The sequence below is a fragment of the Fluviicola taffensis DSM 16823 genome, from assembly GCF_000194605.1.
GTDB lineage: Bacteria > Bacteroidota > Bacteroidia > Flavobacteriales_D > Crocinitomicaceae > Fluviicola > Fluviicola taffensis.
Genome location: NC_015321.1, coordinates 2725976 through 2749717, shown reverse-complemented (window position 1 = coordinate 2749717; position 23742 = coordinate 2725976). Strand labels below are relative to the sequence as shown.

Below are 23742 nucleotides of genomic sequence, written 5' to 3'. Positions count from 1 at the left end.
AATATGGAGCTGTTATTTCACCCCATTCATCATTTTTACTAACAATTTGCTCAACAAGAATAAAATAACAGCTGAACCTCCTGCCAAATATACAAAAAGCCAAAAGAATGATTTCAAATCTGTAATCTGTATTCCTAGGAATGATTTTTTCTTATTGACTGCTCTCTTGGCAAATTCAATTTTTTTCTCTTGAATAAGCTTAGCATTCGCCTCAATTGTCTTTTTGTCTTCTTTATTTTTCACTTCAGGAAGAAGGCGATCAAATTTAATATCGGAGAATTTCACCTCAACAGCCTTACCCTTCTCATCAATTACTTTAACGGTATCAGCAATCGTAGCAGTTTTCACTTCATCCGCAACCAAATAACATTTGTATGTATTTGTAGTGAATTCTTTTTCCAAAGCTCTAACTTCTGTAGCATTCAAAACTGGATCTGGGTAGAATGAGCTCAAGAAGCCAGCGAAGTTATTTGCAGCAGCTGTACTTAAGAACCAAACCCCCATCAATAAAGATGCAAAGCGAACTGGTGCCAATTTATTCACCATTGAAAGTCCAATCGGAGACAAGAATAACTCACCAATCGTGTGAATAAAATACAATCCTGTTAACCAAATAATACTCACTTTCACCCCTGGCTCAACTCCGTCAACTCCAATTGCGATAAACACATAACCTAGTGCTAAAAACAATAATCCAAATGCTTGTTTATACGGTGATGCAGGCTCTAGATTTTTCTTAGCCAATTTCGTCCAAAGAATAGAAATAAGCGGAGCTAAAAGAACAATAAATACGGCATTGAAACTATTAAACCAACTTGCAGGCATTGAAAATCCTAGGATATCTCTATTCGTTTGTTCAGCCGCAAAGAATGTCAAAGAAGCACCGGCCTGCTCAAATGCGGCCCAGAAAAAGATTACGAAGAATGCAACGATAAATATTACCCAAATACGTTGTTTCTCAATTTTACTTAAAGATTTATCTGTAATAATGATTAATGGAATACTAATGGAAATCGCGAAAATAGCTGACGAAATGTAATTATTTACCATGTCTATTGTACTTTCATCTTCTGCCATGAAGACAAAGAAACGCAACAATACCAATAGAATCATTCCAACTAGAACGCCAATATAGATGTTGTTTTTTGATTTTTTACCAGTTTGAGCTTCACCCATTTGATCAGCTGAAAGTCTCTGTACGTTTGGTACAACTCCAATTGGCTCTCCTTCTGGTGTAACCAATACTTTGTTTTTTCTCATTTCAAACGTAATCACTGAAATGATCATCCCTATACATGCACAAAGGAATCCCCATTTGAATGCCCCCGGAATTGCCTCTCCAGCAGAATCATATCTCTCACCCAAGAATCCACAAAGCAATGGAGCTATAAATGCCCCCAAGTTGATACCCATGTAAAAAATGGTGTAAGCGGCATCTTTTCGTTTGTCTGTTTCTGCATATAATTGTCCAACTAATGTCGAAATATTCGGTTTAAAGAATCCATTTCCAAAAATCAAACATGTTAAACCAACAATCATTAATATTAAGGCCAAACTCTGATTCTGATAGACAGATGCTGATAAGAACATAAACAACTGTCCAATTGCCATCATAATACCACCAACAAAAATAGACTTCCTATTCCCCCAAATATTATCAGCAAAATATCCTCCAATAATTGGCGTTAAATATACCAAACTTGTATAAGAACCATAAATTCCTGATGCAGTTTCTTTATCAAACATCAATGCTTTGATTAAGAATAGAGTAAAGATTGCACGCATCCCATAATACGAGAAACGTTCCCACATTTCAGTGGTAAACAATAAATACAATCCTTTTGGATGTCCTTTCGGGGTCGAATTTTCCATATTTCGATTTAATTTTTTAGCGTCGGTGAAAATAGGTAAAAATTGGTTGATTGATTCAGATTGTTTTAATTTTAACTATTAGTTTAATGCTTAATGTCTGATTTAGAGAGCCTTTTCGATTCACACACACACAATTTTGAAACAAAAAATCGTGGAATTGTTCAATTAACGGAACTTTCAGGAAGTCAATTGCCTGAATTTTTCTCTTTTGGCATTCACCCAAAGGAACAACCTTTCAACTTAGAAGAACTGGATCTGATTTGTTCAGAATTATCTTCTAATCCTGGATTTTTGGCAATCGGTGAAATTGGGTTGGATAATCGATATGATGCGATTCAGAAACAAGAAGAATTGTATGTGTTTCAGTTGAAAATTGCTCAAAAACTTCAAAAACCAGTTATTCTTCATTGCGTGAATACTTGGGATAGATGTCGTTTTCTACATGAAAAGAATGCTCCTAATACCTCGATAATATACCACGGCTTCAATAAAGCTTCCATTACTAAGAATGTGTTGGAATATCAACAAGCAATCATCAGTATTGGCGAATCCATCTTAACCAATCAAAAACTTCAATCGGGTATTCAACAAATTCCTTTGGAGCGCTTATTACTGGAGACAGATATGGGAGAAATTGACCTGATTGAAACCTACCAAATGGTCGCTGAAATAAAAAAAGTATCTTTGTATGCCCTAACCGAACAACTAAATAAAAACGCAAACCGAATTTTTAAGTATGAGTAAGTGGTTGGAGCGTACAGAGTTGATTTTAGGACCCGAAGAAATGAATCGTCTGAAATCAGCTCATGTACTCATTGTGGGACTTGGAGGAATTGGATCTTTTGCTGCAGAATTTATTGCTAGAGCAGGAGTTGGAACGATGACTATTGTGGATGGAGATACTTTTGACATCACCAATAAAAACAGACAACTAACCGCTTTAGATTCTACCATTGGGAAAAATAAAGCAGTTGTTTTAGGTGAACGTATCAAAGATATCAATCCAGATATTCACTTAAACATCGTCGAAGAGTTTGTGCTTCCTGCACGTGTTTGGGAATTACTAGATCAGTACAAACCTAATTATGTGATGGATTGTATCGACAGTGTGACTCCAAAACTAGAATGGATTATAGCTTGTAAAAGTCGAAAAATAAAAGTCATCACACATTTAGGAGCAGGTGGTAAAATTGATCCAGCACGCGTTCATGTTGCCAAACTACCTGATAGCTACAATTGTAAATTAGGAGCACATATCAAAAAAAGACTCAAGAAAAAAAATGTTGGGTTTGAAAAAATTAAATGTGTGTATTCGTCCGAATTACAGCTGAAAGATTCTTTAAAAATGACCGATGGAAACAACTACAAACGCTCATTTTATGGAACGGTAAGCTACATGCCTGCCTTGTTTGGATTAATGGGTGCCGCAGAAGTAATTCGTTATTTGACGAAAAAAGAAACAAGAGAAAGCAAAGCTCTTGATAAATAATGAAGGTATTCAAAGAAAAAAGTATATTCGCAAACCTCAAACTGAAAAAATGAAACTAAAATACTTGTTCAGCATCGCTGCTCTTATTCTATTTATATCTAGTTGCGGAAACGATGCAGAGCCTTTGGATAAGGATCAATCCATCAATGGAGTAGTTGCAAGTCACGATGCACATTCCTTTTCAAATACAGATGAAATTCGAACAAAACACTTGGATTTAGAAATCGATGTCGATTTTGAGAAAAAAACAATCTATGGTGTTGCGCGTCATCATATGCAACGATTGAAAGACACTGATACAGCCATTTTTGACATCAACGGACCTGAAATTCAAAAAGTAACTCTTGGAAAAAAAGGGCACGAAAAGGAAACCGATTTCATTATCGGAACCATGCAAGAATTTTTGGGGCAACCTTTAAGTGTGAAAATTGACAAGAATACCGAATACATCAATATTTACTACAAAACAACCGAAAATGCAGGTGCATTGGATTGGATGGATCCTGAATTGACTGAAGGAAAAGAACATCCTTACTTGTATACGCAAGGTCAAGCAATTCTCACGCGTACTTGGATTCCTGTACAAGGAACACCTGCAAATCGAATTACTTATAGCGCTGATGTAACTGTTCCTTCTGAATTATTGGCATTGATGAGTGCTTCAAATCCGAAAGTGAAAAACCCAGAAGGAAAGTATCACTTCGAGATGAAACAACCTATTCCAGTTTACTTGATTGCTTTAGCTGTTGGTGATTTGGAGTATAAAAGCTTAGGTAAAAACTGTGGAATTTATACAGAACCTTCAATGGTTGATAAAGCTGCATGGGAGTTTGAAGATCTTCCAAAAATGATTCACGCTGCTGAAAACTTATACGGACCTTACCAATGGGAACAATATGATGTGATTGTTTTACCTTACTCCTTCCCTTTTGGTGGGATGGAAAATCCACGTTTGACTTTTGCGAATCCAACATTGATTGCTGGAGATCGAAGTGCCGTTTCTGTTATTGCTCACGAATTGGCACATTCTTGGTCAGGGAATTTGGTTACAAATGCCAGTTGGAATGACTTCTGGTTAAATGAAGGGTTCACGGTTTACTTTGAGAATCGAATCATGGAAGAATTATACGGAAAAGAAGTAGCCGACATGCTTGCTTTAATCGAATTCCAAGAACTTCAAACAGAAATGTCTGAATTAGACGAAGAAGATACGCATTTAAAACTCGAACTTTCCAAAAGAAATCCAGATGATGGAATGACTTCTATCGCATATGTAAAAGGTGCATTCTTATTAAAAACCTTGGAACGCGATTTTGGAAGACAACGTTTTGATGCATTCTTGAAAAAATATTTCTCCGATCACGCATTTCAAACACTCACTACGGAGCAGTTCAAAAATTACTTAAATGAAAACCTGATTAGTCAAACAGATGTGAATTTCAACATTGATGAATGGTTATACAAATCAGGATTGCCCAAAAATTGTTATGCTGTTAGTTCTCCTCGTTTCGAGAAAATTCAAAGTTTAGCCCATGAATTTGCAGGTGGAAAGGACATTTTCAAAAAACCAGCGAAGAAAAAAGGGAAAAAGCAACTTCCAGCTTTAACGCGTGATCAATATGTTCCACAAGAATGGCAAGCATTCATTCGCGCTTTACCTAAGAAAATGGATCCGAAACGATTAGCTCTTATCGATGAAAAATTGCATTTCAATAATTGGGGAAATGCTGAAGTTGCCACAGAATGGTATGTACTTGGAATCAATTCAAACTACACAGACATTCGACCTGATATTGAACGATTCATTTCTAAAGTTGGACGTAGAAAGTTCTTATTGCCGATTTATACAGCATTGAATAAAAACAAAGAAAGCAAAGCTTGGGGATTGGAAGTTTACAAAAAAGTGAGAATGAATTATCATCCTGTTTCAACAATGACTATGGATGAATTATTGGGATATAAACCGTGATATTATAAATACATAAACAGTAGGCACGCGATGCGTCGGGAATTAATCACAATTCACACCCAGACTTAATTTCTACCACAAATGCACAAATTTTAGCTCGGCTACCGCACTCGCTTTTGAACCGGATAAACATCTATTTATTTGTGTTTACAGGCTATAGAGGCGACTGGTAAGCGCCTCCAACATTTGTGCATTTGTGGAAAAATATAACACAGTTTGTATGATAAAATGGTTTGGGTGCGAATAATACATGTCCCACGACGAATCACGTGCCTACTGTTTTTAACGATAATTCGTAACCGACGTAATATTGCGGAATTACATTTTATCAAATAATCTCCTTTCAACCACGAATAATCAAAAGGTACTCTCGACTCCTAAAACGACTCCTTTTCTTCTTTTAGATACACTCATCTTTGACATAACAAATACAACAGTTATGTCTCGCTTCATTATTCTTCTATCTATTGCTACCAGTTTACTCGCAACAATCTTTGCTTGTTCCAGCAATAAAATCATTTCAGTAGATCCCAAATTTAGAAAATGGGTTTCTGGATACACTTCGGGAATTATATCCAATTCCGATCATATTGAAATCGAACTCCGAGATCAATTGGATTCAACCAAATTGATGGAATTAGGCATGAAATCCCGCATGGACGATAAAGTATTAAAAAAAATCGTTGAAATCAGTCCTGCTGTAGATGCAGATATTCAATGGGTCGATTTCAGAACTATTCAGATAACACCTAAAAAATCGTTGAGTTCCAACCAAATCTATACGGTTAGCTTGAATTTGAAAGAAATCATGAACGTGGAAGATGGTTACGAAGAATTCAATTTTCAATTCGCAACAAAACCACAAAAAATAGATGTTTCAGAGCCAAATTTAATTGAATACGATTCATACAATTTAGAATGGTACTCCTTACGCGGGAATTTTTCTGTAACGGACCACTTTGACACCACAAAATTGAAAGAACTTATTTCCGTGGAGTATCAAGGTCAAAAATCAAAAATGCGGTTTGAAGAAGGTTATGGAGGCAACGAATTTTTCTATATCGTTGACAGTATAAAACGTTCAGAGAAAGAAGGTAAACTAACCGTAAACTGGAATGGTGATGCAATTTCATCCTTTTCAACGGGTTCTACAAGCATTAAAGTTCCTGCTCTTGGCGATTTTGAGTTGAGCTCTTTTGAAGTAAATGACGACGATGACCAAAGTATTCGCCTTTCATTTTCAGAGCCATTATCAACCAATCAAGACTTAAATGGATTGATTGACTTAGAAGGTATTACTGGTGAAACGTTTTCTATCTATTACAATGAAGTAACGGTCTTTATTCCAAAACGAATTGAAGGAGATTACAAACTAAAAGTCAATTCGGGAATCAAGAACATCAAAAATTACTCGATGTTAAAAGGCACTGAGCGTTCATTGCAATTTACTGCCTCCAAACCAAAAATCAGGATTACAGGAAGTGGCTCTATTCTACCCGACTCGAAAGGATTGATTTTTCCCTTTGAAACCATTGGATTGAAATCTGTTACCGTTCGAATTATCAAAATCTATGAGGAAAATGTACATCATTTCTTGCAAGTAAACAATTTGAATGAATCGGATGCGATATTCCGTTTCGGAAAGAAGATTGCTGAAAAACACATTCAGTTGGGAGTCAAAAAAGAAGATAAAAGCGATTGGAAGTCCCATGTTCTCGATTTGGAGAAATGGATCCGACCAGAACCAGGAGCAATTTACCGCATCTCAATCAAGTTTGAACAAGCAGATGCCTTGTGTGATTGTGCTGCTACCGCTGAAGAAAACTCAGAAGAATCTGCTTCATCCGAAGAATCATCAACAGACAAAAGCTGGTCTGAAGAACCTTGGCACATGGAAGATTGGGATGATGGATACAATGATTGGGGCGGTTATGGAAACGAATCTCCATGCAGCCCAAGTTATTACTATGGAAAAGCAGTTTCTCGCAACATTTTAGCTTCAAATATCGGGGTAATCTATAAAATGGATGCGAAAAAAGAAGCACATGTTTTCCTCACAGACATGATTACGACTCAACCCATTCCAAATGCTTCCGTGACTTTCTATGATTTTTCCAAACAAGTAATTGCTTCTGGAACAACCAATTCAGAAGGAATGTACACCAAGACACTTTCTGAAAAACCGTTTCTATTGATTGCAAAATATGGAAAACAGCGCGGCTATCTAAAATTGGGCGATCGCCATTCGAATATGCTGTCGGAATTTGATGTAGAAGGTGAAGAAGTTCAAAATGGATTAAAAGGCTACATATATGCTGAACGTGGAGTTTGGAGACCAGGAGATTCGATGTATGTCAATTTTGTACTTCGAGATTACGAAAACAAACTTCCACTCAATCACCCTGTAAATTTCACGTTATCAGACCCTTCTGGAAATGAAGTTAGTAAGATAATCAAATCGAAAGGAATCAATGGACATTACGATTTTAGAACGGCTACTCGTCATGATTCTCAAACTGGAATCTATACTGCTAGAATTAGTGTTGGATCGCGAGAATTTACCAAATATTTGAAAGTAGAAACAGTAAAACCCAACCGCTTGAAGTTGAAATTAACTGTTCCCAGCAATGCAAACTCAGATAGTTTATTGAAACTCGAATCGTATTGGTTACACGGAGCTCCAGCAAAAAACTTAAGAGCTACAGTCGATGTGGAATATCAGTCCACCAAAACAATCATTCCCGGGTTTTCGAAATTTGAATTTGATTCTCCTGTCCGAAAAATCAACTCCGACAAAAACACCTTGTTTGATGATGATTTGGATGTCAACGGGAAAGCTTCCCTCAAACAAGAAGTATCCTCACTTTCACAAGCTTCCGGAATGTTGAAAGCAACCTATACTATGCGTGTTTTCGAACAAGGAGGAAACTTCTCAATCGACCGTTTTTCACAGATCTATTCACCTTTCAAGCAATATGTAGGATTTAGAACTCCTGACCTAGAAGCTGATAATTCATTAGTCTCTGGAAAGAAACATGCATTCGATGTAGTTTTGGTTGATGGAAATGGACAATTATTGAAAAAGCCATCCAAGGTGCGGGTGAAAATTTACCGCATGGAATGGAGATGGTGGTATGAAACAGGAGATGATGATTTAGGGAACTTCATGGCACGAAATGGAAACATGCTGGTTTACGATACCTTATTGAATAATTCAACAGGAAAAGCAGACTTCAAGTTCGGTTTAAAAGAACAAGATTATGGACGCTTTTTGATCACTGTAACAGACGAAGAAGGTTTTCATCAATCTGGGAAAACTGTATCCATTGATGTTCCTTATTGGAGTCGCGGAAATCAAAAAAACAATGAATATGCTTCCATGTTGAACTTCTCAACAGATAAAAAATCCTATATAAAAGGAGAAACGGTCAAATTGAGTATTCCATCTCCTGCTATTGGAAAAGCACTCATTTCGATTGAAACACGCACTAAAATCATCAAGAAATTTTGGGTAAATACCATTAAAGGTGAAACAACTTGTTCTTTTGAAACAACAGAAGACATGGCTCCAAATGCATATGTTCATGTGAGTTTGATTCAACCCCATAGTGCAACAACCAATGATTTACCGATTCGAATGTACGGAATTGTTCCAATAAGTGTCGATGATCCAGCAACTCATTTGCATCCAAAAATTGAAGTTGCAAAAGAATGGCGACCAGAATCAACTGCAAAAGTAACTGTGAAAGAAGAATTAGGAAAAGGTATGACCTATACTTTAGCAATTGTGGACGAAGGATTGTTAGATTTAACGCGTTTCAATACACCAAACCCATGGAATACATTCTATGCAAAAGAAGCTCTTGGGATCAAAACATGGGATATGTACAATTCTGTGATTGGTGCGTATTCTGGTAAATTGAATCGCTTATTGAGTATTGGCGGAGATGGTTCAGCAGATGATGGCGCCGGACCAAAAGCCAATCGTTTCAAGCCAATGGTTTATTTCTTAGGACCCTTTGTTTTGCCAGCAGGATCTTCAAAAACACATCAAATTGAACTTCCAACGTATATCGGATCCGTTCGTGTTATGGTCGTAGCTCATGCTGCAACTGCATTCGGAAGTTCAGAAGAAACAGTAACAATTAAAAAGCCTTTGATGGTTTTGGGAACTTTACCTCGTGTAATCGGACCAAGTGAAACGATTCAATTACCTGTTGATGTCTTCGCAATGAAAGACAACATTAAAAATGTTGACGTACAAGTTACTTGCAATGATTTATTAGTAGTCAACGGTTCAAAAAATCAAGGAATTAAATTTGCTGCAGAAGGTGATCAGATTGTTAATTTCGAATTGAAAGTTGCGAATAAATTGGGAGTTGCGAAAATCAAGATCTTTGCGAAATCGGGGAATGAAACAGCAACCCAAGAATTCGAAGTCGATGTGCGAAGTCCAAATCCGCAAGTTTTGGAAAGCGAAACAAAAGTAATAGAACCAGGTTCTTCAGTTAGTTTTTCCATGGAGCAAGACGGAATCAAGGGTTCTCACTCCTACTCATTGGAGGCAAGTCAATTTACTTCCATCAATCTAAGCGGGCGAATGTCAGAATTAATCAATTACCCGCATGGATGCATTGAACAAACAACTTCGGCTGTGTTTCCTCAGCTTTTCGCAATGGATATTATGCAATTCAGTGAAAAAGATAAAAGTAAAATGACTGCAAACATTCGCGCAGCCATCACAAAGTATCAAAGCTTTCAGCAATACGAAGGTGGATTTGCTTACTGGCCTGGAGATCGAGAAGCAAGTGATTGGGGTTCAAATTATGCCGGACATTTCATCATCGAAGCAGAGCAACATGGATTTACTTTACCTGCAAATTTAAAATCGCGTTGGATCGATTATCAGAAAAATAAGGCAAATAATTGGTCTTCTGAATCGTATTCTAGCTATTCCAATCATGCGGAAGAATCCAATCAACTGATTCAAGCTTATCGCTTATATACCTTGGCTTTGGCAGGAAAACCTGAATTGGGTGCAATGAATCGCCTAAAAGAAAATTCCAAATTGGGAATTACTGCCAAATGGAGATTAGCGGCCGCTTATTATTTGGTTGGTCAGAAAGATTTGGCAAAACAAATGACTCGTAATTTGAGTTTCACAGCTACTGCTTACCGTGAATATTCGTATTCATACGGTTCAACTTTGCGTGATAAAGCCATGAATCTGGAAGCAGGATTAATGATTGAATCAAAATCTACGGATCAATTGGAAAAAGAAATTGCAGATGTCCTAAAATCGAATCAGTGGTTGAGTACACAAGAAGCGGGTTATTGTATTCTTTCCTTAACAAGTGGAAAAATAAAGAATGGTGGAGCGCTTCAATTTGAGGTAAACTCAGAAAAAGTGACTGCTAACAAATGCATGACCACCAAAAATTACACGGAAGCTGACGGGTCTAAAATGAAGCGATTGAGTGTTAAGAATACTTCTGCAAAAAAAATCTACTTGACTTTCTGTACCACGAAAGTTCCGCAAATTGGCAAGGAGAAACACATTCGCAGTAATCTTGACATGGATATTACGTATACGAATTTGAATGGTGTAAAAATCGATCCAACTAAAATTGTGCAAGGAACGGATTTCATTATGGAAGTAAAATTGAAAAATCCTACGAAAGATCAATTCTACCGGGAAATGGCGTTGAGTCAGATTATGCCGAGTGGTTGGGAAATACATAATGCCAGATTGTACGACGAAGAAAGCACTCCCAATATTGATTACCAAGATTACAGAGATGACCGTGTTTACAGTTATTTCAAATTGGCTCCGAATGAAACGAAGATTTTTAAAATTCAGTTGAATGCATCTTACTTGGGGAAATTCTATTTACCAGCAGTTTTTTCAGAAGCAATGTATGACCATTCGGTGAATGCGCAGGAAAAAGGCCGATGGGTTGAAGTGACTAAAATTGTAAAACAACCTAAATCATCCTGATAATTAATGAAGGCTGCTCGTTAAAAAATGAGCAGCCCTTTTTACAAACTAAAAAAAAACATTAAATAATTGATAAACAGTGCTATAACTGTAAAATTGTTCACATCTTTATGAACAAGTAAATTTGAAACTTTTAGAATTTTCGAAGACTATTTTTTGAAAATTCTAGAAGTTCGATCTTTATACTCAAAGAGTCATTGCAAGAAACCATCTCATTTCGTAACTTGGTTCAAAAAACCAATGAGAACTCTCGACGAATGGTTTGCCGAATATTCTGTGAGTCACCAAAATATGACCAACAAAAAGATTCATTATATCTGTGTTCCGGCAATATTTTTTTCCGTCGTCGGACTTTTAATGAGTATCCCAAATCGTGGATTAATCAGTTTGGTTCATTCAGATAACTTTCTATTGGTCAATTGGGCTGTTGCTGCCCTGATTCTCGTGCTTTACTTCTACTTGCGTCTATGTCTCCGAATGGCACTTTACATTTTAATTTTCTCCGCCTTATGCGTGATTGGAAATTTCTATTTAGCCAAGATTGGACCTTTATGGATTACTTCTCTTATTATTTTCAGTGTTGCTTGGATTGGACAATTCTACGGGCATAAACTCGAAGGTAAGAAACCTTCCTTTTTCAAAGACATCCAGTTTTTATTGATTGGTCCAGCTTGGATTCTAACTAGTTTTCTAAGTCCGAAAAAGACTTAGAAAAACAGTTCAAAAAGTTGAAACGTTCAATAGTTCCAATTTGAACTCTTAAATTCTTTGAACCTTTTAACTTTTTGAACCCTTTGAACTTGTTACAGCTGTTCCAACATTTTCACCACATCCGCGCGCTTTCTTGTAGAAACAGGAATCATTTTTCCGTCTGACATAATCAAATGTCCACCTTCCACTTTCACAAATTCCTGAATCATTTTCGTATTCACCAAATGTGATTGATGTACTCGGAAGAAGCCCAATTCACCTAGAATATCTTCGAAATCCTTTAAGGTTCTGGAAACAACAATCCGTTTTGAATTCGTGAAAAAGAACTCCGTATAATTCACATTACTTTCACAACGAATAATATCTGCAATTTGTACAATGTGGATTTTATCTTGCGCATGAAGAGCCAATCTTTCTTGCACTTTATTGCTTTGCTTCAAAGATTCGTTCAGCAAACGGTAATTGTCCTGCTCGTTGTGATTGTGATTACGGAATTTTTTCAATGCTTCAATCAATTCATCTGGATCAACGGGTTTGAGTAAATAATCAATTGCAGCATATCGAAAAGCTTTAATTGCATGTGCGTCGCTTGCTGTAATAAAAATGATTTTAAATGGAATTTCAGGCAAAATATCCAACAGATCAAAGCCCGAACCATCTTGCATTTGAATATCCAAAAACAAGATATCAATCTTCATATGCTTCAACAACTTTGCACCTTCCACAACGCCAGAAGCTTCATCCACAACCTGAATATCGGGAGCATAGACTTCCAGATCTTTCTTAAAAGTAATGCGCGCCTGTTCTATATCGTCAATAATTACAGCTCTAATCATTTACAAGGGTATAAAAAGTTGAACTTCGGTTCCAATAACAATTCCATCATCGTCATACAAATCTACAATTCTTACTTTATGACCATTCGAATTAGTACTTAATAAATCCAATCTTTCTTTCGTAACATTGAATCCCCGCGAAATATGTTGTGGTTCATTGCTTGCTTCTTGGTTCTTTCCAGCAGCTTCTCTACCAATTCCATTGTCTCGAATCACGCAGGTAATTCCATCATTTACTTCTTGAAACAAACAAGTGATTTTACCCGTTCGAGAATCAGTTACATCATATTTAAATCCATGTTTAATGGCATTTTCAACAAAAGGTTGAATAAGCATTGGAGGAATTTGAATGAAGTTCAATTCGGTTTCCAAATCTGCGATAATTTCATATTCGAAACGGTTTCCATTGCAAAATTGTTCAATTAATAGGTAGTTTTCCAACGTAGAAATTTCCTCTTCCAAAGAAATGGTGGTATTTCTAGAATTATCTAAAATCTGACGCATCAATCGGGAGAATTTGGCCAAATAATAACGCGCTTTGGTTTCATTTTCAGTTCCAATGAGTCCTTGAATCGAATTCAGTGCATTGAAAATAAAATGCGGATTCATTTGTAAACGCAGAGCCTTTTGTTCCAATTCCAATAGATTACGAGCAAATTCCGCATCCTTTTGAGCCAGTTTTGCTTTTCGTCTTATACGAGCCGTTTGAACCCAAATGATAAACCAAATAAGCGCTCCTCCTAAAATACATTCAATGAAAATGAACCAAGCCGTTTTCCAAAAAGGAGTTGCGATTGTAAAGGAGAAACTTTCAGGAATTGGATTAATGAAACCATCTTCATTGCGCGAACGAAGCAAAAAGGTATATTTCCCTGAAGACATATTCGAATAAACGATACGTTGTTCTTTCGTCCATGGCGACCATTTATTCTCAAAACCACTCATTTTCCAAGAATACTCCACTCCTTCTGGATTCTTCAAATTAATTCCTCGAAACAAGAAACTCAAATGATTCTGATCATGCGGCAAATGAAGGGTTTTATAACTATTCCAAGGCAATAGCACATCGTTGTATTTTGTTTTGGAAAGCGATTCATAAAACAATTGGATATCCAAAATACTTAAAATAGGAGCTGTTTTATTCACTTTCAAATTCGATAAATTATAACAACTCGCTCCATTGATTGTTCCAAACCAAATTTTTCCGTCTTTATCTTTCCAAACACTATTCTGACAAGTTTCAACTCCTAAGAAACCATCGCTTTTGCCATAATGTTTAATACTTTTAATCTGATTGGTTTCATTCAAATCCAAAATGTCTAGACCAGATTCAGAACCTAAAATCAAGTGATTATTGACATCAAAAACCATCAAATAAACATTCGAAGAATGCAGTCCTGATTCAATACTGATCTTCTTTGTTACTTTTAATTTAGTTCCGTATTCCACACAATTAATTCCAGCTCCTGCCGTTCCGACCCAAATTCTACCTTTCGAATCTTCCACAATACTTCGAATGGCATCTGCACTCAATCCTGAATCCTTTGTCAAAATCTTGGTGGTTCTCGTTTTTGGATCGTAGCAGGCAAGTCCAGCTGATTCTGCACCATACCAAACCAATCCTCTTGAATCTACAAAAACGGAAGTTAAACGCATGTGCAGTAACCCCTCATCAAAAGAAACATTTTCAATATGTTTCCCCTGTTCTGAAATTCGAATCAATCCAGAACCTGATGTTGCAACCCAAATCACACCATCTTTGTCCTTAGACATTTGCCGGACATAATACTTCCGTGTCTCATCAATCCATGAAAAACCACCAGCTGAGAGCATTCCAATTCCTTGTCCTTCCGTTCCGAAGTACATCAAACCATTATTATCCTCAATAATTGCCTTGACTTTTATGGCATCAAAACCATTTTGAACATTCAACTGGCTAAAAACTCCATTTTCATAAACACTTACCCCATTTTGGGAAGTTCCAAACCACAATTTTTCGCTAGAATCTCTGTAAATCGAATAAATAAAATTTCCTCCTAAACCAGCCGAAATGGAATAATGCGAGAATAATTTCCCAGCAAATTGCGAAACACCACCACCTGATGTTCCGATCCACAAATCACCCCAAGTATCCTTGATAACTGATCGAACATGATTATTTCCTAAGCCATTTCGTTCAGTGTAACTTGTAAATTCTTTACTTTTCTGATCGTATTGAACCAATCCAGCATTCAAGCTTGCAATCCAGCATACATTATTTTCATCACAAAAAATATTGAAAACCGTTTGTTTATAGAGCTCATGATGTAAATCAACACGGTAAAAGTCTTTTCGATTGTAAACGTAAGCTCCATCACCATAAGTTCCAATCCATATTTTTCCTTGTTGATCCTCACTCAAACACGTAATGGCATTCCGCATCACGCGATTTTTGAATCCATGATTGACTGTGAATTGCTTTCCCCCGTTTTGCTGGAAAGAAAGGAGTCCAGTTCCCGTTCCCATCCAAAGAACTCCTTTTGAGTCGGAAAAAATCGCGTTGACTGTTCCGTCTCCAATTTCCAAAAATCGATTCATGGAAATCAACGAATCTCCTTTTAGAGTAAAAACTCCATGATTTGTAGCGAGCCACAATTTATCTTTGGAATCTAAAGTCAAACCAAAAACAGCAAAATGATTCGCGTACTTCGGATGTTTGTAAGTCCTAATTTTTTGTCCATTGTATGAGGAAAGCCCATCATTGGTTCCAATCCAAAGTGTATGATTCGAATCTTCCTTTAGCGAATAGATGTAATTATTCACCAATCCCTGCCTGTCTGTAAATGACTCGAAATTCTGTCCATCAAAACGCGATAAACCTCCACCTCTTGTTCCAAACCACAAATATCCTTTATGATCTTGAATTACACTGTAAACCTGAGATTGCCCCAAACCGTCTTCCACCGAAAAGTTTCGAAAACTAGCCAATTGCCCAAAAAGTTGATTCGCAAAAATCAAGTACATAAAGAGCAATAAAACAGATTTTTTTTTCATGGTTTCGTTCCAATCTTACTTCGTTGAAATTACTAAAAAGCCTGCAACCAATGACTTTTAAATAATCAAAAAGTATATACGCTTTTTAGTACAAACACAACGAATAATAAAAGCATGTATTTCATTCAATTCAGACTACTTACTTTCAGTAAAAAACGATGAGAGAGAAACTATTTTGGTGGAGAGAACAATGGCGCTGGAAAAAGCGATTCATCAAACGTATCTGCTTTTATTCGTTTCTGATTTGGTACGTGCAAGCACTGCCATCAACTATTTTCAATGATCCCTACTCCACAGTATTGGTTGGAAAGAGTGGAAAATTGTTAGGTGCACACATTGCAAAAGATGGTCAATGGCGATTTCCTCCAAGTGGAAAAACTCCTCCAAAAATTGCTGTTTGCTTAGTCACTTTTGAAGATAAAAATTTTCACCAGCATCTTGGAGTAAGTCTTCAAGGAATTGGGCGCGCTTTTTATCAAAACATCTCACAAGGCAAAATTGTAAGTGGAGGAAGTACGATTACGCAACAAGTCATTCGATTGATGCGCAAAAATCCATCCCGAACTTATTCAGAAAAAATGGTCGAAATCATCCTTGCCACACGATTAGAGTTTCGTCATTCGAAAGAAGAAATCTTGAATTTATACACAGCAAATGCTCCGTTTGGAAACAATGTCGTGGGTATCGATGCTGCTTCTTGGCGTTATTTTGGAAGAGCTCCAGAAAATTTAAGTTGGGCAGAAAGCGCAACCTTAGCAGTTTTACCCAATGCTCCAGGACTCATTTATCCAGGGAAAAATCACCAAAGTTTACATAGAAAACGAAATCGATTACTAAAAATGCTTCACGAACAAGGGGTAATTGACAAACTCAATTACTTTTTGGCTTTGGAAGAACCACTTCCTGACAAACCACTTCCTCTGCCACAAGAGGCTCCACATTTATTGCAACGCTGTATTTTACAGGGACAGAAAGAGCAATTGATTCAATCTACTTTGGACGAGCAAATTCAAGCAATGGTGAATCAAGAAGCGGAACAATATGCTTTGCGCATGAACGAATACGGAATTTTCAATGCTGCAGTTTTGATTACGTCCGTCGAAACTGGTGAGGTTTTAGCTTACAAAGGCAACTTGAATCACACAGATGAAGAACATGCATTTGATGTCGATTGTATTCAAGCTCCTCGGAGTACTGGAAGTATTTTAAAGCCTTTGCTCTATGCAAAATCCTTGGAAGCTGGATTGATTACCCCCAAGCAATTATTATGTGATTTCCCTTCGCGTTTTGGAACATTTGCTCCGAACAATTTTAATCGTCAATTTTCTGGAGCATTGCCTGCAAATAAAGCTTTGTCAAAGAGTTTGAATATTCCCATGGTATTTCTCCTGCGCGAATATGGTCAGGCGAAATTCCACCAAGATTTAAAACAACTCGGATTTCGACACATGAATAAGCGATCGAGTCATTATGGTCTATCCTTAATTCTTGGTGGAGCAGAAGCCAATCTTTGGGAAGTGAATGCTTGCTACAATTCATTGGCGCAGCATCTTCAAAATGAAACAAACACCACCATTCACTTTTCTCAAAAAGTACAAATAGGCTCCAAACCACTTTTAAACAAAGGGTGTATTTACTCCACCTTTGAAGCACTCGTTGATGTAAACAGGCCTGATGAAGAAAATAATTGGCGCGCATTTGAATCTTCTCAGAAAATTTCCTGGAAAACGGGAACAAGTTTTGGGTTTAGAGATGCTTGGGCAGTTGGTATTACTCCCAAATACGTGGTTTCCGTTTGGGTTGGGAATGCCGATGGTGAAGGGAGACCTGGACTTACAGGAGTAAAAGCTGCTGCTCCTCTATTATTTTCAATTTTCAGAAATTTAGATGCTCCTCAAAAATGGTTTTCAAAACCAGTAGCAGAAATGACTCGAACAGAAATCTGTAATGAAAGCGGTCAAATATCTAATCGCTTTTGTGAACACACACATTTTGAACAAATCCCGTCAAGTAGTTTAATTAGTAAGAGTTGTGGTTATCATCAATTGGTTCATTTGAATCAAAAAGAAACATTCCGTGTAAATGCGGATTGCGAAGGTGGTCATACTATGAAACATAAATCGTGGTTTATCCTTCCACCAAGCATGGAAAAGTATTATGTACAACAAAACCCAAATTATCATTCAGTTCCTCCTTTTGATCCAAAATGCACTTCCAATAAACCCGAAAATATCATGGGATTCATTTATCCGAAGCATCAGACCAAGATTTACATTCCAAAAGAATTGAGTGGAAGCCGTGGAAAGGTCATTTTTGAAATGGCACATACGCGACAAAACAGCATTCTCTATTGGCACATTGATGAAGAGTTTATTGGTACCACTTCTGAAATACATCAAATTGCTGTGCAGCCTGAAAAAGGAAAACATAAAGTAACCGTTGTGGATGAAACAGGAGTTCTGTTAACAGAAGCCTTTGAAGTACTTTAATTTTTATCCCATAAACGCACACTTTAATCCATGAAAGATACAGTTAAGATTTTTTAAGATTTTCTAGTACAACCTTGTCCGTTTTATTGCGTTAATTGAATAGAGAAACAGCACTAAAATTTTGTCAATCATGAACAGCACGGTAATCAATCAATTAGAAAACTACAAAGCTATCGAAGCAGTTTGTGTGAAAAATCATTCAACTTGGACAGATGTAAAAGAATTTAGAGGAGTATTTTCTCGCTTTGCTTTAAAAGTGGGGCAATTAGATTTAATTTCTGAAAGCTCCAATTCTTTATCACATCATCACACTGAAAATTTGATCAAAGAAATTGAGCAAATTCTAAACATCCATTTTGATCGATTTTTCGACTATTTGAGTCAAAAGAATGATGAGTTATTTCAGATATATAATCGAATTCGAAGAAATAATTAGTTGAATTTGAAAGATTTATTCATTCCAAAAAGCTGTTAACCACAATTTTTGTCGTACTTTTATCTTAATAACTAACATTATTCATGAGGATTACTGCAAATGAAAACTATCTTATTTACCACATTAGCCCTCTTTATTTTATGTACATCTTGTAAAAAGAAAGAGGAAAACACTCCAACAGCACAAACACCAAATACTCCAATTTCAAACAATCTATTTAGTTTGAAAGGAGATGGAGTTCCATTTACCACAAATAATGCAGAAGTCTCATCAAACGAGCAAACGATTGGTGTTTCTGTGGGTTTTATTTCCGAAACCAGTGATTATTATTCATTGGGAATTAAGAAGGATCTTGCACCTGGAACATATTCATATAATGGGAATGATTCATTCTCATTTATCATGTATTCATACGACTATTTTTACAGGGTTGATAGTGGTTCCATTACAATCTTATCAAACGACACCATTCTAAAGAAAATGGAAGCAACTTTCGAATTTGAAATGATGGAAACCGATTATCACTCAGATACAATCCAAATTACGGAGGGACACTTGAATATTTCCTATTAATTGAGTTTTTCCAGTTAGTTGTAAATAATGTGATGGATTTTAGGACAGAAAATAATGATTCCAACTACTAGAGCTACCAATGCACCAATTAGTACAGAAGCTGCTGCTAAATCTTTCACTTTTTTAATTTGAGGATGTTTTTCAGGTGATGCAAAGTCGGCCATTGCTTCCAAAGACGTATTAATCAACTCACAAATGAATACCAGCCCCATAACTATCACCAAAACAATCCATTCATTCAAAGAGATTTTCAAGACAACTCCCAAAATAATTGCAATAAGAGCCGAAACCAAATGAATTCGAGCATTGTGTTCTTCAATGAAGAGTATTTTCAAACCTGCAAAGGCATATTTAAAGCTTTTGATGCGAGCTGAGATGGAGAATGTGTGTTTAGACATCTATGAATTTTTGGTATTAACGCTGAAAATCAGGTTGTGTTTTACTAATTATGAAACAAAAAAAAGACCATCATTTCTGATGGTCTTTTCACTTTATCCTATTTTTTATTACTCAGCTTTTGGAGCTTCTGTTGTTGCTTCAGCAGCTTTCTCTGGTCTTGGCAATAAAACGCGACGAGACAATTTCCATTTTTTAGTTTTTGGATCTTTACCAACAACTTTAAATTTCAATACGTCTCCTTCTTTTACTACGTCTTCCATTTTTGCTACTTTCTCCCAAGAGAACTCAGAAATGTGAATCAATCCGTCTGTTCCAGGAAGAATTTCAACGAATACTCCGAAATCTTTGATAGCTTTCACTTTTCCTTCGTATTCTGCACCTTCATCAACTACCGGAGGGAATGCAATCATTCGAATACGTGAATTTGCAGCATCCATATCTTCTGCATTATTCGACATAATCTGAACACGACCTTCACCTGTTTCCAATTCTTCAATTGTAATAGTTGTTTTTGTGTCTTTTTGAATTCCTTGAATGATTTTTCCTCCAGGTCCGATGATTGCTCCAATCATATCGTTAGGCACATTGAATGCTTCGATACGAGGAGTTTGCGGTTTGAAATCTGGATTTGGAACTGCGATTGTTTCAATAATCTTATTCAAGATATGTATACGTCCCGCACGCGCTTGATCCAAAGCTTGAATCAATACTTCGTATGGTAAACCGTCTACTTTAATATCCATTTGACAAGCTGTGATTCCTTTAGAAGTTCCTGTTACTTTAAAGTCCATATCTCCTAAGTGATCTTCATCTCCTAAGATATCAGACAATACAGCAAATTTACCTTCGTCAGCGACCAATCCCATTGCGATACCAGAAACTGGCGCTTTGATTTGAACACCACCGTCCATCAATGCCAATGTACCAGCACAAACTGTTGCCATTGAAGATGAACCATTTGATTCTAAAATATCAGAAACTAAACGAATAGTATAAGCGTTATCTGCAGGAAGAACCGGTTTCAAAGCACGTAATGCCAAGTTACCGTGTCCAATCTCACGACGAGAAGTTCCACGCAATGGTTTCGCTTCTCCTGTAGAGAATGGAGGGAAATTATAATGTAGCAAGAATTTCTCTGTTCCGTGGAAAGTAACTCCGTCAATCAACTGCTCATCCATTTTACCACCAAGGGTCAATGTTGTCAATGATTGCGTTTCCCCACGTGTAAATACTGCTGATCCGTGAACCATTGGCAAATAATCTACTTCAGCCCAAATCGGACGAATCTCGTCAAATTTACGACCATCCAAACGCTTTTGCTCATTCAACATAACCCAACGAACCGCTTTTTTCTTCACTTCAGAGAAGTAAGTAGAAATAAAACCACTAACTGTAGCCAACTCTTCTTCAGAGAATGCAGCTTTCACTTCCGTTTTGATTGCGTCGAACAATTCTGTACGTTTCGCTTTATTTGCAAGACCTTGACGAGCAACTTCTTTACATTTATCCATCGCCAATTCATACACTTTCGCTTTCACGTTTTCGTCATGCGTTTCGTGCGAATAAACACGTTTTGGATTAGCTGTTGGGATTAGTGCAGCAAGATCTAATTGGAATTGACATTGCTCCTTAATAGCAGCGTGAGCAATTTTAATTGCTTCAACCATTTCCAATTCAGAGATTTCTTGAAATTCTCCTTCAATCATGTTCACATCCTTCATAGTACCAGCAACCATCATATCGATATCTGCTGATTTCATCTCTTCCATTGAAGGGTTAACAATCCACTCACCGTTGATACGACCTACACGTACTTCAGACATCGGTCCGTTGAATGGAATATCAGATACTGCAATTGCTGCAGAAGCTGCCAAACCACACAATGCGTCTGGGTTGTTTACACCATCGTAAGACAACAATTGAATCATCAACTGAACTTCAGCGTGATAATCATCTGGAAATAATGGACGTAATGCACGATCCACTAAACGCATCACCAAGATTTCTGTTTCAGATGGACGAGCTTCACGACGGAAGAATCCACCAGGAAAACGCCCTGCTGCTGCGTATTTTTCACGGTAATCTACCGTTAACGGAAGGAAATCCACTCCGTCTTTTGCCTCTGGTGCTGCAACGACAGTTGCCAATAACACCGTGTTGCCCATTTGTAACACTACTGAACCGTCGGCTTGTTTCGCCAATTTTCCGGTCTCGATGGAAATTTCTTTCCCTCCAGTAACGATGGACTTTTTGATTCCTATATTCATATTTATACTTTACATTTTTGTACGGACGCGAAGCATCGCGTCCCTCCCATTTTTCGTCCCAACGGACGATTTAAACAAAAAAAGGGGACACCGGAATAATCCGACAAGCCCCCCTTTTTAATATGTTATCGTGAAAACTGGCACTTCGACTACGCTGCGCCTATGCTGAAGCTTTAGCGCAAGTATTCAGTGACCTGTTTTTTATTAACGACGTAAACCTAATTCTTTAATCAACGCACGGTATTTCTCGATATCCTTTTTCTTCAGGTAATCTAACATACTACGACGTTTACCAACTAACAATTGTAAAGATCTTTGAGTTCCATAATCTTTACGGTTCTTTTTCAAATGCCCTGTTAAGTGAGCAATACGGTAAGTAAATAATGCTACTTGACCTTCTGTTGAACCTGTGTTTGTTGCTGAACCTCCGTGTTTTGCGAAGATTTCTTCTTTTGCTTTTGAATCTAAATACATGCCAATATTACTTGAATGATTATTATGTAGAACCCCAACTTTTGGAATTACGATGCAAAGATAACAACTAATTACGAATTACGAGTGTGAATTATGAATTAATTACAGTCCTCCATCAGAAACGTAAAGTCCATCTTTGAAAATTCGAACTTTTAATAGAACACCATCTCGGTCATATACAAAGACTTTTCCGTCTTTCAACTGGCCATTTTTAAATTGTCCATCAATCCAAATCTCATCCGTTTCGGTATACAACTTATTAAACCCATTTGGCTGGAAAACAGCACCTTTAGCCACACGTGGAGCATGAACAAAAGGAGCATTCATCAATGAATTTTTTACGGGAGAATTCGAATTTGAGTCCTGAATTCGTTCTAACTTACTGACAACGTTTTGAATTTCAGGGTTTTCAACACTTAAATTACGCGGTGTTCGAACATTCAAATAAGTGGAATACAATTGCGGGTAATTTTGAGACAACCAATTAAAATTGACATGTGCATTTTGCGTTTGATTTTGATGCATAGATTCCTCTACCCAAAATTGGTAGGAATAAGGCACACTAAATGCACGTTTTGCAAAAAACACTTGTCCTGCAACCATTTCGCGGTTATGAAATAGCATTCTACAATCAAAAACACCATTATGTGCTTCTAAACTTTGTAATTGTGATATTTTTCTTGGAACTGTACTCGCTTGAAGTAATTCTCCTTTTTCATCAAAACGGAAATAAGCGCCACCTGGTCTATTATCGTTATACTCACCAATTAAACTTGGAGTTTTTCCATCGGGATAATAACAAATCCATGCTCCAAATTTTCGCCCCTTGATGTATTTACCTTCTTTTCTTTTGGTTTTACTTTGAAGAGTTGTAGCATCATTGCTTTCATCAACCACCCAGTACCCCGTTCTTTTCCCTTTCGAATCGAGTTGATTCAATGTATCCATTTCACGATTTTTTGCAGCCAAACTAACATTGGAGAGCAAAAAAGTAACTGATAATATGAAAAGTAATTTGTTCAAGGCAAAAATATTTTAGTCTGTAATAGCTTTCAGTTGAACGAATATATATTTTTCAATCAAATCAAAGGACACATAATGAAAATATTTTCCCAACAAATGAATATTCAACCTATTTCAACGAACAATGAAATTAAAATTTTAGGCGTCATAATTGGATACACGAAAGCGCTTCC

Annotated in this window: 15 protein-coding genes; 8 read left to right on the top strand and 7 right to left on the bottom strand. The window is 36.9% G+C overall.

Going from position 1 to position 23742, the window contains the following annotated elements; genetic code table 11:
• Positions 1 to 12 precede the first annotated feature (12 nt).
• A complete protein-coding gene (locus FLUTA_RS11955) occupies positions 13 to 1872 on the bottom strand; it encodes a peptide MFS transporter (RefSeq protein WP_013687143.1) in 1860 nt (619 codons plus the stop codon).
• Positions 1873 to 1965: 93 nt separating this feature from the next.
• Here FLUTA_RS11955 and FLUTA_RS11950 point away from each other — a divergent pair, with 93 nt between their 5' ends.
• The 5 genes from FLUTA_RS11950 to FLUTA_RS11930 all read left to right on the top strand — a co-directional run bounded on the left by FLUTA_RS11950 (position 1966) and on the right by FLUTA_RS11930 (position 12039).
• On the top strand, positions 1966 to 2616 hold the full coding sequence (locus FLUTA_RS11950) for a TatD family hydrolase (protein ID WP_013687142.1): 651 nt from the start codon (positions 1966 to 1968) through the stop codon (positions 2614 to 2616).
• Positions 2609 to 3361: a tRNA threonylcarbamoyladenosine dehydratase gene (locus FLUTA_RS11945; RefSeq protein WP_013687141.1), complete on the top strand. Its 753-nt coding sequence runs from the start codon at positions 2609 to 2611 to the stop codon at positions 3359 to 3361. The genes FLUTA_RS11950 and FLUTA_RS11945 overlap by 8 nt, the downstream gene beginning before the upstream one ends.
• A 49-nt stretch (positions 3362 to 3410) precedes the next feature.
• Complete coding sequence (locus FLUTA_RS11940) at positions 3411 to 5330, top strand: M1 family metallopeptidase (RefSeq protein ID WP_013687140.1); 1920 nt, start codon at positions 3411 to 3413, stop codon at positions 5328 to 5330.
• A gap of 439 nt (positions 5331 to 5769) precedes the next feature.
• Positions 5770 to 11328: an alpha-2-macroglobulin family protein gene (locus tag FLUTA_RS11935; RefSeq protein ID WP_013687139.1), complete on the top strand. Its 5559-nt coding sequence runs from the start codon at positions 5770 to 5772 to the stop codon at positions 11326 to 11328.
• A gap of 240 nt (positions 11329 to 11568) precedes the next feature.
• On the top strand, positions 11569 to 12039 hold the full coding sequence (locus FLUTA_RS11930) for an Mpo1 family 2-hydroxy fatty acid dioxygenase (protein ID WP_013687138.1): 471 nt from the start codon (positions 11569 to 11571) through the stop codon (positions 12037 to 12039).
• A 92-nt stretch (positions 12040 to 12131) separates the two neighbouring features.
• Here the strand turns inward: FLUTA_RS11930 and FLUTA_RS11925 are convergent, their stop codons facing one another.
• Positions 12132 to 12875: a LytR/AlgR family response regulator transcription factor gene (locus FLUTA_RS11925; RefSeq protein WP_013687137.1), complete on the bottom strand. Its 744-nt coding sequence runs from the start codon at positions 12873 to 12875 to the stop codon at positions 12132 to 12134.
• A complete protein-coding gene (locus tag FLUTA_RS11920) occupies positions 12876 to 15908 on the bottom strand; it encodes a ligand-binding sensor domain-containing protein (RefSeq protein ID WP_013687136.1) in 3033 nt (1010 codons plus the stop codon).
• 158 nt (positions 15909 to 16066) lie between these two features.
• On the opposite strand from FLUTA_RS11920, the gene pbpC reads away from it, so the two are divergent.
• From pbpC to FLUTA_RS11905, 3 genes are all read left to right on the top strand, one after another.
• Positions 16067 to 18397 (top strand): penicillin-binding protein 1C, encoded by a 2331-nt coding sequence (gene pbpC, locus FLUTA_RS11915; RefSeq protein ID WP_013687135.1) that lies wholly within the window; start codon positions 16067 to 16069, stop codon positions 18395 to 18397.
• Between the two features lie 130 nt (positions 18398 to 18527).
• Positions 18528 to 18833: a hypothetical protein gene (locus FLUTA_RS11910; protein WP_013687134.1), complete on the top strand. Its 306-nt coding sequence runs from the start codon at positions 18528 to 18530 to the stop codon at positions 18831 to 18833.
• Between the two features lie 99 nt (positions 18834 to 18932).
• Positions 18933 to 19406, top strand: a complete 474-nt coding sequence (locus FLUTA_RS11905; protein ID WP_013687133.1) for a hypothetical protein — start codon at positions 18933 to 18935, stop codon at positions 19404 to 19406.
• 14 nt (positions 19407 to 19420) lie between these two features.
• Here FLUTA_RS11905 and FLUTA_RS11900 read toward each other — a convergent pair whose 3' ends face one another.
• From FLUTA_RS11900 to FLUTA_RS11885, 4 genes are all read right to left on the bottom strand, one after another.
• Complete coding sequence (locus FLUTA_RS11900; RefSeq protein ID WP_013687132.1) at positions 19421 to 19804, bottom strand: diacylglycerol kinase family protein; 384 nt, start codon at positions 19802 to 19804, stop codon at positions 19421 to 19423.
• Between the two features lie 108 nt (positions 19805 to 19912).
• Positions 19913 to 22072 (bottom strand): polyribonucleotide nucleotidyltransferase, encoded by a 2160-nt coding sequence (locus FLUTA_RS11895; RefSeq protein WP_013687131.1) that lies wholly within the window; start codon positions 22070 to 22072, stop codon positions 19913 to 19915.
• A 204-nt stretch (positions 22073 to 22276) separates the two neighbouring features.
• Positions 22277 to 22546, bottom strand: a complete 270-nt coding sequence (gene rpsO, locus FLUTA_RS11890) for a 30S ribosomal protein S15 (RefSeq protein WP_013687130.1) — start codon at positions 22544 to 22546, stop codon at positions 22277 to 22279.
• 102 nt (positions 22547 to 22648) lie between these two features.
• Positions 22649 to 23569, bottom strand: coding sequence for a toxin-antitoxin system YwqK family antitoxin (locus FLUTA_RS11885; RefSeq protein ID WP_148235436.1), 921 nt, complete (start codon positions 23567 to 23569; stop codon positions 22649 to 22651).
• Positions 23570 to 23742 lie beyond the last annotated feature (173 nt).